The sequence below is a fragment of the Patiriisocius sp. genome (genome assembly GCF_051252435.1).
Classification (GTDB): domain Bacteria; phylum Bacteroidota; class Bacteroidia; order Flavobacteriales; family Flavobacteriaceae; genus Patiriisocius.
In genome coordinates this window covers 872,742-890,183 of the sequence record NZ_JBPOFW010000001.1, presented here as the reverse complement: position 1 = coordinate 890,183, position 17,442 = coordinate 872,742, and the positions used below count along the sequence as shown (strand labels likewise).

The following is a 17,442-nucleotide window of genomic DNA, read 5'->3' as shown; positions in this document are numbered from 1 at the left end:
TGAAACCTCTTAGATTTTTATTAATCTGAGAGGTTTTTTTAATAAATTTTAAATACCTATATTTAATAATTAAATTTTTTGTTTATGAGACAAGTATTACCCCCCCCCTCAAGAGTACTAGTACTGTCAATGTTGCTTTCTAGCTATTGCATATTCTTTTCGCAACAGATGTTATCACAAGAAGATTATATATGTGTTTATGAAGGAGACGACCCTGGTCTTGGCGACCCTGGTGGAGGCCCGCCAGCTGAGCCTCATAATTCTGGTAGTATAGATCCAGCAGATCTTGCCGCATTTGAACCCAAATTATTTAATGTGTATTATTGGCAAATCAATGATGCAAATGGCAACTATGGAGAAAATGAAGTGGACGGAGATTTTGTTTTTGAACAGACTGAAATTGACGCATTAAAATCTATTGCCAAGCTCAATCAAATTTTCAACGAGTACAATATCTTCTTTAAATATAGGGGCGCAGATCAAATGGACAGTCCTAGTACTCTAGTTTCATTTCCTGCCCCGGCTTGTTCTGAAACAGCATTGAACAACTTCAATGACCACGGGTTTAGTGTTTTAGATTTATGCTTAAGTGGTGAATTACATTCATATGCTCTAGATTCCGGTAATTATGATGATGGGGCCATCAACGTTTATATTCCCAGTCGCACAACAAGTTTTGGTGGGCAAAGACTTAACTCTGAGGATATAGTAATCAATAGAGCGACACTCAATGAAGGTTCATTTGTCCATGAAGTAGGTCACATCTTGGGTTTATCCCACACCTTTAGTAATTATTATAGTAAGATTACACAGGGCGGTGTAGTAACAACTGCAACAGAGTGTGAACATGTATCGAGAATAATGAGCGACACTAGCTTTAATGCAATACCTATTGATGCTCTAAACAAAGGAAATGGAGATAAAATTTTGGATACAAACGCAGTTCCCAATTTTATAAGAGAGTATTGTTGGAACAATGGAATTAGCCCAGAAGTATCATCACAGGCATGTACTGATACCATCAATACAAATAATCTACAATATTATAATATTGATAATTGTACTTATATAGGATCAGGTAGAGATTGTGAAGAAACTCTATATGACATAGAGCCTAATGACGTTCAAAACTATATGGCCTATACAGAGAATATCTGTAGGAACCAATTCACTATTGGCCAAGCCATACACATGCACGAGGATATTGAAGAGTTCTCTAATGATTATGATCGTATCAGGGCTTTAGATTTTTCTAGCTTGTACGAACCTTATAAAGGGAACTATTATTTTGCAGGTCCTTATGACAATGAAACAAATACAGTTTTATTTCAACCCGGCTTTGACTATAAATTTATTCGTTGTGAAGGTAATTATAACGAGCCTGCACCCTACGGAGAGAACTTTTCTTTTTACACGACAGATGTCATCCATGAAGTGGATGCGTATGAATTTGACTTTACAGAATACTACCACCCCAATCACACAGCTGTTGTAATTGAACAGATAGATGATGCCTTTGGCTTTGCGCGTGTTGAAAAATGCTATAATAATACAAATAGGATCGCTATGGGTGGACGTGTAGTGCGCTTTAATGACGGGGTCATCAATTACAATACCACCACCACTGAAAAAAGTGGAACAGAAATCAACGACCCCACGACCATCAACACCCTTGACCCTGGTCTTTATAAAATCGAAAAAGACTATCAAAATGCACCTACTACACAAACCGTAATACTTAAAGAAAATGAATAGGCTTTTAGCAATAGTTACTGTTCTTATCTCATATTCTTCAATAGCACAAATCTTTGGCCCTCAACAAGTGTTGATTGATGATTTACAGAGTGTTCAAAATGTAACTTCTGGAGATATTACGGGTAATGGTTTTGAGGATTTGTTGGCTACAGAATTTTTTGGCACTCGTGTAATATTATTTGAAAATGGAGAAGATGGTTTTGAGTCTTCAAGAGTTCTTTTTAATGGTGATGTACCTAGAGGAATAGTATCAATTGATATAGATAATGATAATGATTTAGACATTGTTTTTTCCGATGTAAACACTAGGAACCTTAAATATATGATAAACACTGGAATAGGTTTTTTCCAACCTCCTATAACATTTGCAACAGATATATTAAACATTTTTGACCTCAAATCGAGTGATTTTGACGATGATGGAGATTTGGATGTGCTGGTTGCAAGTGCCGGTGTAGAATCCCGGTGGTTTGAAAATGTCAATGGCACTTTCCCTATAGAGCATATTATCAATGGCCCTGCCGGGAGGTCCTTAGAAGTAGGAGATTTAGACAATGATGGAGATATGGACATCGTGAGCTCAGCGTCTGGAAGTACTACATGTGTGTGGTATGAAAATGATGGGACTGGTGTTTTTTCTGCGCCAAAGACCATACGAGGTGCCGGTGCTGCGAGCAGCTCTGTTTTTGTAAGTGATTTGAATGGTGATAATCGATTGGATGTACTGGTAACAATCAATGGAAACAATTCTGTTAGTTGGTTTGAGAATGTTGGCGGAGCTACTATGTTTGGTTCAGAACAAGTTATCGACACTACAATAGAAACTACGTTACGAGTAATTGCGGCAGATCTGGATAATGACAATGATAAGGATGTGGTGTGCAATGGGTTCAATGAAATAGTATGGTTTGAGAACTTAGATGGACTCGGTAACTTTGGTGCTAAAAACTCTATAAATGATAATGTGGGCGCACCATTTTCATCAATTGCAGTTGACCTTGATAATGACGGTGATTTAGATTTAGCTACCGCTGCGAGAAATGATAACACAGTAGCTTGGTATGAAAACCTCACCATTTTAGGTGTAAATGGCCCAAAAGCAGTGGAGTTTAAAATCTACCCCAATCCCAGTAGTGATTATTTTATTATACGGGCTACTAAAAATGCTGTCAAAAAATATACACTATATGATATTCAAGGTAAAAAGCTTAAAGAATATCCCGCTAGTACAACTTATGTTGATGCTACAGGATTAAAAAGCGGTATATATTTGCTAGCGTTAACCACAAATACTGGAAATGTGATGTACCAAAAGTTGGTGCGGGAGTAATTGAGTAATGTTAAAAATATTATTTCTAAATTCATAAACTTTTTACTCCAATCATCATATTTTAACACACATTTAATTCCCCATCCCACATACAATTTGATTTTTTTCTACCTTGCAATTGCTAAACAAATAGTATGAATATTGCAGTGTTATCGCGTGGCGAAAATTTGTACTCCACGCAGAGTTTGATCAAAGCTGGAGAAAAACGAAATCACGATATGGAGGTCATCGACCCCACGTATTGTAATGTGATGATCCAGAACAACAAAGCATTATTGCAATATCACGATGAAATAGTTGACGACTTGCACGCTGTCATCCCTAGAATTGCATCTTCAAATACATTTTACGGTACTTCGCTCGTGCGTCAATTTGAGGCTATGAAGGTTTTTTCTACGGTCTCATCCTTTGGTATTCTTGAAGCACAAGACAAATGGGCTACGTTTCAAATACTTGCTGGTGCTGGAATTCCTATGCCTAAAACAACATTGGGTTCGCATTTTTATTTAGCAGATTTTTTAAAAGATTTTGGCGAAGGGCCTGTCATCGTAAAGCTCGTTGCGGGAACACACGGCAGCGGCGTTATCCTTTGTGATAATTATAAAAATGCACTTTCCACGGTTGAAACATTACAATCAACACACCACAACTTTGTAATGCAAGAATACATTGCAGAGTCAAAAGGAACAGACATTCGAGCTATTGTTGTTGGAGATAAAGTAGTTGCTTCAATGAAACGGCAAGCAGCAAAAGGCGATTTTAGATCTAATCTGCACCGCGGCGGTTCAGGGATTCCCATCGAGTTGAGCGATGCCGAAAAAGAGGTTGCCATAAAAGCGGCAAAAGTTTTAAAATTGGGCGTGTGCGGTGTTGATATTCTCACTTCAAAAAGAGGGCCGTTGGTGCTGGAAGTAAATTCAACTCCAGGGCTTGAAGGCATTGAAACTGTTACCGGAATTGACGTTGCTGGTAAAATAATTCAGTATATTGAAAAAATGGTAATCGTCAAATAATCGGATTAAATTATTTGACAATTTAAAAAATACTCGCTTTCGCGAATCATACGTATGACAGAAAAAAAAGAGATAATTAAAAAAGTAATTGGTCGTGTTGATAAGGCAGATTTTCCTTCGCTGAAATTAGAAAATATTGATATTAAAATTGACACGGGCGCCTTTACCTCGAGTATTCACTGCCGAAATGTGAAAGTTGAAAACAATTATTTAAAATGCACATTTTTGGATGAGGAACATCCCAATTATCATGAAAAAGAATTTACATTTGACACTTACGACGTTCGCGTAGTTCGAAGCAGTAATGGTGAAACTCAAACAAGATATCGTATCTTGACCGAAATTATCCTTTTCAAAAAATCGTACCCTATATTTTTAACACTTAGTGACAGAGGCGAAATGAAATACCCTGTACTTATAGGCAGGAAATTTCTGAATAAAAAATTTATGGTAGATATCAATGCGAAGAATACATCGTATAAATTAAAAAAGAAAGAAGCATCAAACTAATATTTCCGAAGTACTAATACTCGGTTCTAAAGCAAAAATAAATTCATGAATATTAAAATATTATCGGCAAATTCAAATCTATATTCCACAAAAAGACTATTAGAAGCTGCTAAAAAAAGAGGGCACAATATTGAAGTTATCAATCATACCAAGTGCGATATTGTGATTGAAAAGAAAAATCCCGTTGTCTATTACAAGGGTAAAAAACTAGAAAGCGTAGATGCTGTCATACCACGTATCGGAGCTTCGGTAACGTTTTATGGGACCGCCGTGGTACGCCAATTTGAGATGATGCACTGTTTTACTTCTACGGAGTCTGTGGCTTTGGTGCGCTCGAGAGACAAGTTGCGAAGCCTACAAATATTGTCGCGTGCCGGTTTAGGGCTTCCAAAAACTATTTTTACAAATTATAGTAAAGATGTAAAACATATTGTGGATCAAGCAGGCGGAGCACCCGTAATCATTAAGCTTCTCGAAGGAACACAAGGAATAGGAGTTATTCTTGCTGAAACTAAAAAAGCAGCCGAGTCTGTAATCGAGGCTTTCAACAATTTACAGGCCAGAGTTATCGTACAAGAATTTATCAAAGAGGCTGGAGGTGCTGATATTAGAGCATTCGTCGTTGATGGACAGGTTGTGGGCGCAATGAAGCGTCAAGGAAAAGAGGGAGAGTTTAGGAGCAATCTTCACCGAGGAGGAATCGCCACAGTTATTGAACTCACAGACGAGGAAGAACGCGCAGCTTTAAAAGCCGCAAAAGCAATGGGCTTAGGAATTGCAGGGGTTGATATGCTACAATCTTCTCGCGGTCCATTAATTTTAGAAGTAAATAGTTCTCCAGGACTTGAAGGAATTGAAGCTGCCACAGGCAAAGATATTGCAACAATTATTATCAAGTATCTAGAGAGAAATGTAGATTAAAAATCTATTTGAAATTTTCATAAAAGATTTTTAAATTGAACGTATATACTATCTGAAATTAAAAATGGCTAAAAAAAATACCGATTTAATAATTCTTGGCGAAAAAGTAAAACTTGGTGAGAGCAAGACGATAAACTTCAGTTTTGCTAAACTTTACACATCTACCAAAGTTGAAATTCCAGTCATTATTGAACGCTCAAAAATTCCCGGACCTACAATTTTATTGACCGGCGGAATTCACGGCGATGAAATAAATGGTGTTGAGATTGTTCGGCAAATAATTGCAAAAAAAATCAACAAACCTGCAAAAGGGACCATCATTTGTATCCCTATTTTAAACATCTTTGGGTTTTTGAATGCAGAGCGTGCTTTTCCAGATGGTAGAGACCTCAACCGCGTATTTCCAGGCACAAAAACGGGTTCGTTGGCAAGTAGGGTTGCCTATCATTTTACAAAAGAAATTTTACCCCTTGCAGATTATTGCATGGATTTTCATACGGGTGGTTCTCAACGTTTTAATGCGGCTCAAATAAGAGTTTCTCCAAAAGACAAAAGATTATTAGAACTAGCTGAAGTTTTTAATGCGCCGTTCACGGTACATTCTTCAAATATGGGTAAAACATATCGCTCTACTTGCGAGCAGATGAATATTCCCTGCTTGCTTTTTGAAGGTGGGAAGTCATTAGAGAGCAACAAGCACATTGTTAAAGAAGGCGTTGAAGGAATTGTTAGAGTACTCAATCATTTAGAAGTTTTAAATTCGCATGTTACATCAATTAATGCTGTTAAAAAGCCTGTAATAATTGAAAAAAGCAGGTGGGTTCGTGCGCAACGTAGTGGTCTTCTTCACGTAAAAATTGATTGCAACAAGCATGTAAAAAAAGGAGAATTTTTAGCCACGATAACAGACCCATACGGCACTATGCGTTTTAAAGTTACCGCACCTAACGAAGGATACATTATCAATGTAAATCATGCCCCCATTGTAAATCAAGGGGATGCCATTTTTCATTTGTCTACTACAATAAATGACCCTTCTGGGTCTGAAGAAATTGATGAAATTGAAAATTAATGGACAAAAAGGCTTTAAGAGAAAAGTACAAGGCTTTACGCGAAGCCATTTCTGAAGATGAGTTGGAAGAAATGAGTTTAGCCATTTCAAACAACGCACTCAAATTACACATTTGGGAAGCAACAAACTATCATATTTTTCTACCAATTACAAGCAAAGCCGAAGTCAACACAGAGTATTTGTTACACATCCTACAAGGAAAAGATAAAACAATAATCATCCCAAAAGCCCACTTTGAAACGGGCGAAATGACGCATATTTTATTACAGGAAAATACTGTTTTAAAAAAATCAAAACACGGAATCACTGAACCAGAAAACGGTATCGAAATTCCCCCACAGATTATTGATGTAGTATTTGTTCCTCTACTAGCTTATGATAAAAAAGGACATAGAATAGGCTACGGAAAAGGATTTTACGATAGATTTTTGAGTGCCTGTAAACCCTCTTGCGTTTTTGTTGGACTGTCATTCTTTGAACCCGAAGAGTTGATTGAAAAATCAACTTTTGATGTGCCCCTTCATTATAGCATTACGCCTAGCAAAATTTTTAAGTTTAACGAAGGATTAGGTATAGCTTAGGAAACAACAACGTTTTTCTCTTCCTTTTTTGGGAATGCTTTTTTATTGAAGACCAACAGCAAACCAACACCGGTACTTATCGCAACATCGGCAACATTAAAGACCGGATCAAAGAATGTAAAAGGTTTTCCTCCCCAAATAGGAATCCAACTAGGCAATATGCCATCATACAATGGGAAGGATAGCATATCAACTACTTTTCCGTGGAACAGTGTTCCGTAGCCACCTTCTTCAGGGAGAAATGTTGCTACGTTGCGCACGCTATCTTCAAATAAAACACCATAAAAAACAGAGTCGATAATATTACCCATCGCTCCTGCAAATATCAATGCGATAGCTACGAGCAACACTTTTGATGCATTTTTTCTCGTGCTATCCCATAACCAATAGCCTATTCCTACGATTGCGACCAATCTAAACAAGGTTAAAAAAAGTTTTCCGTACGTTCCTGGAATTTTTGCGCCCCAAGCCATTCCTTCATTTTCCACAAACAAAATTCTGAACCATGAAAACACTTCTACTTCTTCATGAAGCTGAAATGTAGTTTTAATATAAATCTTTGAAATTTGGTCAATCAATAAGACCAAAACAATAAGAAAAACCGACTTTTTTAATGACATAAACTAGGTATAATTGCTGGCAAAAATAACACTAATTTTCGGTTTGGGTCAATGTTATATTTCCATCTCTGCTCTCTGCTGAAATGTTAATTTCATTCCCCTTTGGTAACTTATTTAAAACCATTCCGTTTTTTGAAACGGCCGTTCCCGAAACATTTTCCACTACCGAAATTTCAATAGCGCCCTTCAACGTCATGATGGTTGCATTTCCGAAGTAATCGGTAATAAAACAATTGCCGCGTTCCAATGAAACTTTCAAGTTTTCAAAAAAACCACTTCCCCAAAAAGAGCCAATATCTGAAAATACCTCAACATCTAGATTTTCGGGAATTCGATATTCTAAAATAACGGATAGCACCTTGTGGGCAGCAAGTTTGTCATTTACAGCAGTAAAATATGGGGCGTATTTAATACCAAATTTTATATTGTTTTGAAGTTCTTTTTCGGTAATCATAACGTCATCGCCAGTCTCTCCAGCGATGGTCGCTTTTAAAGAAATAGTATTTCTCTTTTCTGAAATTACATGAATTTCAGAAACCCCTTTTCCGTCAATTTGCAGCGTTTTGATTGTTTGGGCGTCGTACTCTTTTTCAAGAATTTTCTGTGAATGAACGCCAACCGTTGATAAAAACAGCAGTAATAATAGTGATGTTTTAAATTTCGGCATTCAATGAAAGATGTGTAAAATACAAACGCCCTAACTTTTGTTAGGGCGTTTATAATATGCAGGTTTTATTGTTGCATGTTCTTAGCTTCAATGCTCAATGTTGCGTGAGGCACAAGCTTTAAGCGTTCTGGATTAATTAGTTTACCAGTCACACGACACACTCCGTATGTTTTATTTTCAATACGAATTAATGCGTTCTTTAAGTCACGGATAAATTTTTCTTGACGGATGGCAAGTTGTGATGAAGTCTCTTTGCTCATCACTTCGCTACCTTCATCAAAGGCTTTAAAAGTAGGAGAGGTATCATCTGTCCCGTTATCACTATCATTTCTGTAAGCGCTTTCAATGAGTTCAAGTTGTTCCTTAGCAACAACAATTTTTTCGTTGATTAATTTTCTAAATTCGTCTAGATGCGCATCGCTGTATCTTGTTTTTGATTCTGTTGACATATTGTTTTAAATTTTATTGATCTTCAATTTGGTTATTATTCCATCAAAAGCAATTTCTGTACCATGAAGTACGGCCTCCTCAAATTGAAGTGTATCTGTTAGTGTTTCTTCCTTAATATAAGTTGCATTTTCTGTCACTGCTTTTTCAAGCGTTTCTTCTTTTTGTAACGTAACAATGATGTGATCTGTTACTTCAAAGTCACTATCTTTTCTCAAATTTTGAATTCTGTTGACTAATTCTCTCGCAACACCCTCATTTTTTAGGGTTTCAGAAATCGTTACATCAAGTGCAACAGTAATCCCAGCGTTGTTTGCAACGAGCCAACCTTCAATGTCTTGAGAGTTAATTATCACGTCATCGAGGGTCAATGTAGTATTTTTTTCTGAAATGCTAAGCTCCATCTCACCATCTTTTTCTAACAATGCTATTTCTTCCTGTCCAAAGCCTTGAATAGCAGCTGCCACCATTTTCATATCGCTACCAAATCGCGGGCCAAGCTTTTTAAAATCTGGTTTTATTTGTTTAACCAATAAGCCCGAACCTTCATCAATTAGCTCAATTTCTTTTACATTTACTTCGCTCTTAATCAAATCGCTAACGGCTTCTATTTCCTTTCGAGTAACTTCATCAAGTACTGGAATCATTATTTTTTGAAGCGGTTGACGTACCTTTATTTTCTCGCGTTGACGTAACGATAAAACAAGCGAGGAAATAGTCTGCGCCATTTGCATTCTGTGCTCCAAGCTATTGTCAATTAAACTTACATCAGCCTTTGGAAAATCACTTAAATGTACAGATTTTTTTCCATTTCCATTCGTCAAAACAGCAGTCAAATCTTTATATAATCTATCCATAAAGAAAGATGCAATGGGCGCTCCTAGTTTTGCAACCGTAACCAAACAAGTGTATAATGTTTGGTAAGCACTAATCTTATCCTCGCCGTAACTTCCTTTCCAGAAACGCCTTCTACTCAAACGTACAAACCAATTACTCAAGTTTTCTCCCACAAAATTTTGAATGGCTCTCGCCGCCTTGGTAGGTTCATAATCTGAAAATGCTTCATCCACCGTTTGAATCAATGTGTTCAGTTCACTTAAAATCCAGCGGTCAATTTCTGGTCTTTTTTCTATTGCGATATCCGTTTCAGAATAATTGAAATTGTCAAGATTCGCATATAAACTGAAGAAGCTGTAAGTATTGTAAAGTGTACCGAAAAACTTATTGCGCACTTCTGCTATTCCGTCAAGGTCAAACTTTAAGTTATCCCAAGGATTTGCATTGCTAATCATGTACCAACGTGTCGCATCTGGGCCGTAGGTTGAAAGCGTTTCAAAAGGATCTGCCGCATTGCCAAGACGTTTGGACATTTTCTGTCCGTTCTTGTCTAGCACCAATCCATTGCTAATTACATTTTTATAGGCAACGTCATCAAAAATCATGGTTGCAATGGCGTGCATGGTATAAAACCATCCACGAGTTTGATCTACACCTTCTGCAATGAAATCGGCTTTGCGCCATGTGTTTTCAACTTTTTCTTTATTCTCAAAGGGATAGTGCCATTGCGCATACGGCACAGAGCCACTATCAAACCAAACGTCAATCAAATCTGCTTCGCGCTTCATGGGTTTACCACTTTTTGAAACTAAAACAATTGCATCTACAATGTTTTTATGTAAGTCCACTTTATCGTAATTCTCTTCGGAAAAGTCACCTACTTTAAAATTCTCGAAAATATCATCAGACATCATTCCCGCCGAGATAGATTTTGCCATTTCCTGCTTTAATTCTTCGATACTCCCTATAATGATCTCTTCTGTTCCGTCTTCAGTTCTCCAAAGCGGTAATGGGATTCCCCAGTAACGAGAACGTGATAAGTTCCAATCATTTGCGTTGGCGAGCCAGTTTCCAAAACGCCCTTCTCCTGTTGATTTTGGTTTCCAGTTGATTTCCTTATTCAACTCGTGCATACGGTCTTTGAAATCCGTTACTTTAATGAACCAAGAATCTAATGGATAATATAAAATAGGCTTGTCTGTACGCCAGCAATTTGGGTAACTGTGTACATATTTTTCAACATGGAATGCTTTGTTTTCGGTTTTCAACTTGATGGCCAATTCGACATCCACACTTTTTTCGGGCGCTTCGCCATCATCATAATATTCGTTCTTGACATATTTACCGGCAAATTCGCCCATTTCGGGTCTAAATTTTCCTTGTAAATCTACCAATGGCACTAAATTTCCGAAGTCATCCTTAACGAGCATTGGAGGAACTTCTGGCACTGCTTGTTTTGCAACCAAGGCATCGTCTGCCCCAAAAGTGGGCGCTGTATGCACTATTCCTGTTCCGTCCTCCGTTGTTACAAAATCTCCAGCAATCACTCTGAATGCATTTTGTGTACCCGCGTCTGGAGTTGCATAGTCTAATAATTGCTCGTAACGAATCCCTACTAAATCTGCCCCTTTAAACTCCTTAACAATGCAATACGGAATTATTTTATCACCTTGTGTGTAGGTGTCAACTGCATCTTCATTTTCAATTTGATTGTATTTTGAACCGAATTGCTTACTCACTAAATTCTTAGCCAATACAACGTTAACAGGCTGAAACGTATATTGATTATACGTTTTTACTAGCACATAATCAATCTTTGGCCCAACAGTCAATGCTGTGTTTGAAGGCAATGTCCAAGGTGTTGTAGTCCAAGCGATAAAGGCGATGTTATTGCTTTCTTCGGCAAGGAAATCTGGTAACGAATGAGGTACAGCCTTAAATTGGGCAACGACGGTAGTATCGGTTACATCTTGATAGGTTCCTGGCTGATTTAATTCATGACTACTTAATCCAGTTCCCGCTTTTGGAGAATAGGGCTGTATCGTGTATCCCTTGTATAGTAAGTCTTTGTTGTAAATCTGTTTCAATAACCACCAAACAGATTCCATATATTTTGGTTTGTAGGTGATGTATGGGTCTTCCATGTCCACCCAATAGCCATACTCCTCCGTCACTTTATTCCATACATCTGTATAGCGCATTACCGCTTTTCTACAAGCATCGTTGTATGCTTCTACTGAGATTTTCTTCCCAATATCTTCTTTCGTAATCCCTAATTCTTTTTCAACGCCAAGCTCAATGGGCAAACCGTGGGTGTCCCAACCTGCTTTTCGGTCAACTTTAAATCCTTTTTGGGTTTTGTAGCGACAAAAAATATCTTTAATTGCACGTGCCATTACGTGGTGAATTCCAGGCATTCCGTTTGCAGATGGCGGTCCTTCAAAAAACACAAATGGCTCCGCTCCTTCACGAATTGCAATACTCTCTTCAAAAATATTTTCTTCTTTCCAAAATTTGAGTATTTCCTCTCCAAGTTTTGGGAGGTCCAATCCTTTGTATTCTTTAAATTTTGTGCTCATAGCCGTCTCTCGTTTCACCAAGGTTAATTAAAATAATGAATGTACTATTTTGAGGGTGCGAATTTACGGAATTTTGATGGAAAAAGAGTTTAAAAAGGTAACTTCGAATGGATGTTAACCTTTTCAAATTGGGAACATTAATATAAAAGCAATTATATAGTATGAAAACAATTATACACGTAGTATTTATCAGCATCTTTATTTTTAATGTTGCTGAAATTTCAGCTCAAGAAAAAAACGAAACCGTTAACGATGTTATCGAAGAAGGCATGGAACAACGTGCCGAAGAAAAACAAGAAGAGCTCAAAAACAAGCGTGGAAAAGATTGGGCAAAAAAACCTACCATTGACATGACACCTACTGATAACGAAATTAGAGATGTTTTGCGAATTACTACAGGGCAAGACAAAGCAAAAGCAAGAGACAATTACACCTTTGAAGTTGCCATTACAACACAAATACAAGACTTGTCAAAGCGCAAGCCTAAAAAGCAATTAATGACACAGCATTATGGGGAAGCTGCAACAATGATGGCGATGGAAAAAGGGCAGTTATTACTTACCGACCTCAACACCGAAACTATTGTAATGATAAACACGAATAGCAAAACTGCCCAAACAATGTCCGCCGCATTTATGGGAAAATTTATGGGAAAGGCCATCGATTATATGGCTGAACAAAATGATGACAATTATCAAAGACCAATCATCACAAAACTTGATGGCACTCAAACTATTGCTGGATATACTGCTGAAGGATACCATATGGAAACAGAAGATGGTGCTGTTGAAATATGGTATTCAACAGCAATACCTACTTCATTTTTCAAAAATGCGGCCGGGTTTATGTCACAGTATATAACAATGCCAGCGAATATTGAGACGTTGGGATATCCACTACTCATAACTCAAATTGACAAAAAAGGTAAAAAAACTACTGAAATGAGAGTAACCGAAGTTGATAGGACACCCATGACTATCAATATGAGCGACTATAAGGTGATGAACATTTTTGGGAATTAGCGACATTATATCATTGGGGGAGTATTCAAATTATTCATTTATATTTAGTGACTAATTAAAGTACTCTTGAAAAAAACACTTTTACTTTTACTGCTTACTTCGGCAGTGGCGAGCGCCCAAAACTATGTTGACATTCTTAAAGTAGGCTACGGAAATTCCTTCAATCACAGTTTTGAAGGATTTCCAGATAAAATGAACATCAAATCGCTCGACGTTGATTTTACATATCCCATAGTTATTGATGATGATAATGCCATTATTACGGGGTTTTTGCACAGTAATAATAATCTGAACATATTTCCAGAGTCGTTTACAAACCAAAATCCTCTAGCCCCAACTTCACTCTCTGAAAACGTAAGTCTTTATAGTACCATTTTAAAACTTGGGCTCGCAACAAATTTCAATGAAAAATGGAGTGGAACATTTGTGGTTTTACCTAACCTCTCATCAGATTATCGAGACCTTTCGGGAGATAATTTTTACTTGGGTGGCGTTGCCGTCATCAAGTATCAAAAAAATGAACATTTAAAATATCGCTTCGGAATTTATGCGATGGACCAAGCCTACGGAGTTTTTACGACCCCCATTTTAGGCTTCTATTATTTAAGTCCGAATGAACGGTTTGAAATGGATGCCTCTTTACCCATTTCGGCAGATATTAATTATCGTTTTGACGATTGGGCGATTGGGTTTGACTATTTTGGAATTGGTAGAACTTTTGATATACATCAAGAAAACACACCAGACTACTATTTAGATTATGGTTCGTTGGATTTCTCGCTTTACACACAATATAGTTTACTAGAAAAAAGCGTGCTGATTCGAGGAAAAGTGGGCTACAGCGATGTAAATGTGGAAGCGTATGCGGACGGCGATGATATTGATTTACGGGTTTCTGCTTTCGATTTTGGCCCCGAGCGCACCCAAATAAACCCAATTGTGAGCGGTGGAATTTTCGCAAAAATTGAAGTGCTGTATCGCTTCAACTTAAGTAAAGAAAAAGAATAATGTTAGCTTCGGAAATATGCGGGGTGGGATATTTATGATATACGATTAATCAAATTTGTATTAGTATTTCCGACTTAAATATTTCCTTAAAAACGAAATCATCCTGCCCACTACAAGCTACCGACTAACAACTATTTTTCCTATCTTTAATGTATGGATAGAGCTTGCCCAGAATGTGGAAATAAAATTATAGGTCGTGCGGATAAAAAATTCTGTAGTGACGGTTGCAGAAATTCCTATAATAACAACCTAAACAAAGACCAAAGTAATCTCGTTAGAAACGTAAATAATAGACTACGCAAAAACTACCGAATTCTTCAAAAAGCTAACGGAAAGGAAAAAACCAAAATCAAAAAAGACACCCTCTTAAAACATGGTTTCAACTTTAAATTTTTTACGGGACAGTACGTTACAAAAACCGGAAGTGTTTACTATTACGTTTATGACCAAGGGTATTTAGAATTGGAAAACGAATGGTATTTATTGGTAAAAGTCGATTTGCAAGTGTAGCTTATTGCTGTTCTTTTGATATTCGTTTTTAAATTAAACACTTTACTGAAAGAATTCGTAAGACCGCTTCGCTTCAAGACCTAGGAAGCAGAACTAAAAATTTTACAATCATCTTTTTGATATTTAAACCCAAAAATTTTCTGAAATAGTTACGTTTCCGAAGTACATGTAATGTAGCTTTAATAAAAGTGCTATTTTTATACGGCTAATCCAACCGCTCCTCATGAAACATATAAGTGCAATTATTTCGTTTATTGTTGTTTTATTATTGGTATTTATCAGTTTTGATACCTTAATGCCCAGCGAAGGTACGCTCGCCTCCACCCCAGCAACCGAATTTTCAACCGAACGCGCGTTGATTCCCTTAAAAGAAATTAGCCAAAAACCGCACTTCCACGGTACCGAAGAACACACGAGGGTTCGTGAATTTCTCGTTTCCGAATTAAAAAAATTAGGTTTAGAAACCGAAATCCAAGAAGGCTTTGTCCTCAGTGGCGCCAAAAGAGGCTTGATAAAACCAAAAAACATTGTCGCCCGCCTCAAAGGGAATGGCACTGGGAAATCATTGGTTTTGTTGTCACATTACGACAGTGCATTGGTGCCATCTTTGGGTGCAAGCGATGCCGGAAGTGGCATTGTCACGATTCTTGAAAGTTTACGAGCCTACAAAGCCAGTGGCAAAACTCCCAAAAACGACATTATTGTACTTTTTAGTGATGGCGAAGAAATTGGACTCGACGGTGCATCGCTTTTTGTCAATGAGCATCGCTGGGCAAAAAACGTGGGATTGGTGCTCAATTTTGAAGCCCGTGGAAGTGGTGGTCCTAGCAACATGATTGTGGAAACGAACGGCGGAAACACCAATCTCATTAAAGCGTTTGCTGATGCTGATGTTGAATTTCCAGTAGCATCATCCCTTATGTACAGCGTGTATAAAATGTTGCCCAATGATACAGACTCTACTGTTTTTAGGGAAGACGGCGATATTGAAAGTTTCTTTTTTGCATTTATCGATGACCACTTTGATTATCACACAGCAAACGACAACATAGAAAATCTAGATATTGAAACGTTACAACATCAAGGTAGTTATCTATTGCCAATGCTCCATTATTTTGCAGAAGCCGACCTCAACAATCTAAAAACTGCAGAAGACAGCGTATATGTAAACATGCCCTTGGTGAAATTTATCCACTACCCTTTTTCGTGGATTTTACCTATGGTGATTTTTGCTGGGATTTTATTTTTTGTTTTACTTTTTTATGGACTTTCTCGGCATAAATTAAATTTAGCTGGCATAGGTCGCGGCTTTTTAACTTTTCTCATTTCATTAATTTTATGTGGATTGGTAGGGTTTTTTGGATGGAAATTCATTGAATGGTTATACCCACAATATGCCGAAGTACAACACGGATTTAAGTACAATGGGCATTGGTACATTGCTTTTTTTGTGAGTTTATCTTTGGGCATCATTTTTAAAGTCTATCATGCTTTTTCAAAACGAACATCGGTTGTAAACTTATTAGCTGCGCCGTTATTTTTCTGGATACTTTTAAACATTGTAATTCTTATTGTCATTAAAGGTGCTGGATTTTTTGTAATCCCTGTTTTCTTTGGATTGTTATCCTGGTTTATTTTACTGAAATGGAACACACCCAGTTACATCGGGATGGCATTATTAGCCGCGCCCGCCATCTTTATTTTTGCACCGCTCATTCAATTTTTCCCTATCGGGTTGGGGTCTGACCATATTTTTATTAGCTGTATTGTTTCGGTATTGCTATTTGGGTTGTTGTTGCCCGTTTTCGGATTTTACAAAATGAAAAACACCCTGTCTTATGTGTTTTTTGGGATAGCATTCGTCTTTTTCATGGTGTCACATTTCAAAAGTGATTTTTCTGAAACCCGTCAAAAACCTAATAGTCTCGTCTATTATCAAGATGCGGATAATGGAAATTCATATTGGTTGACTTATGATACAATGCTTGATGCTTGGACTAAAACATACGTAGGAAAAGACCCAAAACCTGCCACAGATTATGTGGAAGCTTCTGCGGGAAGTAAATACAATACTGGATATACGTATGCTGCTGTTGCTCCAAACATTGATATTCCATCATTTGTCATAAAGAAAGAAAAAGACACCACTATTAATGGAATGAGGGACGTCACATTTACGTATTTGCCACAACGGGATGTGCATCAATTGTTATTATATGCCGACAAGGTTATCAATTTTGAAAAACTCACTTTTAACGGGGTTTCTCCGCAAGTAAATGACAGTATCGGAAAGCATTTTTTCAATCGCGATAGCAACAATTTATTGCGTTATTATATAACAGATACCGACTCGCTGGAAGTAAGATATGTCCTACCCGATACTATCCCAAATGTTGAGTTTAAAGCATTGGAGTACTCCTTAAATTTAATGGAAAACAAAGCTCTCAATGTAAAACCAAGGGACAAAACGATGATGCCCAAACCGTTTATAAATACAGATGCGGTAATATTGAGCAAAAGTTTTAAAGTAGCCGAAATGAATAACAACCAAGCAGATAGCATTCAATAAA

At 37.3% G+C, this 17,442-nt stretch carries 15 protein-coding genes; 11 read left to right on the top strand and 4 right to left on the bottom strand.

The genetic code is table 11. The annotated features are described in order from the left end of the window. The first annotated feature begins 84 nt into the window (after positions 1-84). The 7 genes from ACSHW7_RS03965 (at position 85) to ACSHW7_RS03935 (ending at position 7,182) form a co-directional block, all read left to right on the top strand. Entirely contained in the window at positions 85-1,755 is a 1,671-nt protein-coding gene (locus ACSHW7_RS03965) for a hypothetical protein (RefSeq protein ID WP_435678013.1), read from the top strand. Then, positions 1,748-3,085, top strand: coding sequence for a T9SS type A sorting domain-containing protein (locus ACSHW7_RS03960; RefSeq protein WP_435678012.1), 1,338 nt, complete (start codon positions 1,748-1,750; stop codon positions 3,083-3,085). The genes ACSHW7_RS03965 and ACSHW7_RS03960 overlap by 8 nt, the downstream gene beginning before the upstream one ends. 134 nt (positions 3,086-3,219) lie before the next feature. Next, positions 3,220-4,098, top strand: coding sequence for an ATP-grasp domain-containing protein (locus ACSHW7_RS03955; protein ID WP_435678011.1), 879 nt, complete (start codon positions 3,220-3,222; stop codon positions 4,096-4,098). Between the two features lie 54 nt (positions 4,099-4,152). Further along, positions 4,153-4,608: an ATP-dependent zinc protease family protein gene (locus ACSHW7_RS03950; RefSeq protein WP_435678010.1), complete on the top strand. Its 456-nt coding sequence runs from the start codon at positions 4,153-4,155 to the stop codon at positions 4,606-4,608. Between the two features lie 45 nt (positions 4,609-4,653). Then, entirely contained in the window at positions 4,654-5,529 is an 876-nt protein-coding gene (gene rimK / locus ACSHW7_RS03945; RefSeq protein ID WP_435678009.1) for a 30S ribosomal protein S6--L-glutamate ligase, read from the top strand. Positions 5,530-5,593: 64 nt separating this feature from the next. Next, a complete protein-coding gene (locus tag ACSHW7_RS03940) occupies positions 5,594-6,601 on the top strand; it encodes a succinylglutamate desuccinylase/aspartoacylase family protein (protein ID WP_435678008.1) in 1,008 nt (335 codons plus the stop codon). Next, positions 6,601-7,182: a 5-formyltetrahydrofolate cyclo-ligase gene (locus tag ACSHW7_RS03935; protein WP_435678007.1), complete on the top strand. Its 582-nt coding sequence runs from the start codon at positions 6,601-6,603 to the stop codon at positions 7,180-7,182. Before ACSHW7_RS03940 ends, ACSHW7_RS03935 begins: the two co-directional genes overlap by 1 nt. Here ACSHW7_RS03935 and ACSHW7_RS03930 read toward each other — a convergent pair. The 4 genes from ACSHW7_RS03930 to ileS all read right to left on the bottom strand — a co-directional run bounded on the left by ACSHW7_RS03930 (position 7,179) and on the right by ileS (position 12,332). Continuing rightward, complete coding sequence (locus ACSHW7_RS03930) at positions 7,179-7,802, bottom strand: lipoprotein signal peptidase (protein WP_435678006.1); 624 nt, start codon at positions 7,800-7,802, stop codon at positions 7,179-7,181. The two genes, ACSHW7_RS03935 and ACSHW7_RS03930, sit on opposite strands and share 4 nt — an antisense overlap. A gap of 31 nt (positions 7,803-7,833) precedes the next feature. Then, entirely contained in the window at positions 7,834-8,469 is a 636-nt protein-coding gene (locus ACSHW7_RS03925; RefSeq protein ID WP_435678005.1) for a hypothetical protein, read from the bottom strand. 65 nt (positions 8,470-8,534) lie between these two features. After that, positions 8,535-8,918, bottom strand: coding sequence for a TraR/DksA family transcriptional regulator (locus ACSHW7_RS03920; RefSeq protein ID WP_435678004.1), 384 nt, complete (start codon positions 8,916-8,918; stop codon positions 8,535-8,537). 6 nt (positions 8,919-8,924) lie between these two features. Continuing rightward, positions 8,925-12,332 (bottom strand): isoleucine--tRNA ligase, encoded by a 3,408-nt coding sequence (ileS, locus tag ACSHW7_RS03915; protein WP_435678003.1) that lies wholly within the window; start codon positions 12,330-12,332, stop codon positions 8,925-8,927. Between the two features lie 161 nt (positions 12,333-12,493). Here ileS and ACSHW7_RS03910 point away from each other — a divergent pair, with 161 nt between their 5' ends. The 4 genes from ACSHW7_RS03910 to ACSHW7_RS03895 all read left to right on the top strand — a co-directional run bounded on the left by ACSHW7_RS03910 (position 12,494) and on the right by ACSHW7_RS03895 (position 17,441). Beyond that, positions 12,494-13,354 carry a hypothetical protein gene (locus tag ACSHW7_RS03910; RefSeq protein ID WP_435678002.1) on the top strand — a complete coding sequence of 287 codons (861 nt, stop codon included), beginning with the start codon at positions 12,494-12,496 and terminating at the stop codon, positions 13,352-13,354. A 66-nt stretch (positions 13,355-13,420) separates the two neighbouring features. Continuing rightward, positions 13,421-14,362 (top strand): DUF6268 family outer membrane beta-barrel protein, encoded by a 942-nt coding sequence (locus ACSHW7_RS03905; protein ID WP_435678001.1) that lies wholly within the window; start codon positions 13,421-13,423, stop codon positions 14,360-14,362. 153 nt (positions 14,363-14,515) lie between these two features. Then, a complete protein-coding gene (locus ACSHW7_RS03900; protein WP_435678000.1) occupies positions 14,516-14,872 on the top strand; it encodes a hypothetical protein in 357 nt (118 codons plus the stop codon). Between the two features lie 223 nt (positions 14,873-15,095). After that, positions 15,096-17,441 carry a M20/M25/M40 family metallo-hydrolase gene (locus ACSHW7_RS03895; RefSeq protein WP_435677999.1) on the top strand — a complete coding sequence of 782 codons (2,346 nt, stop codon included), beginning with the start codon at positions 15,096-15,098 and terminating at the stop codon, positions 17,439-17,441. Position 17,442 lies beyond the last annotated feature (1 nt).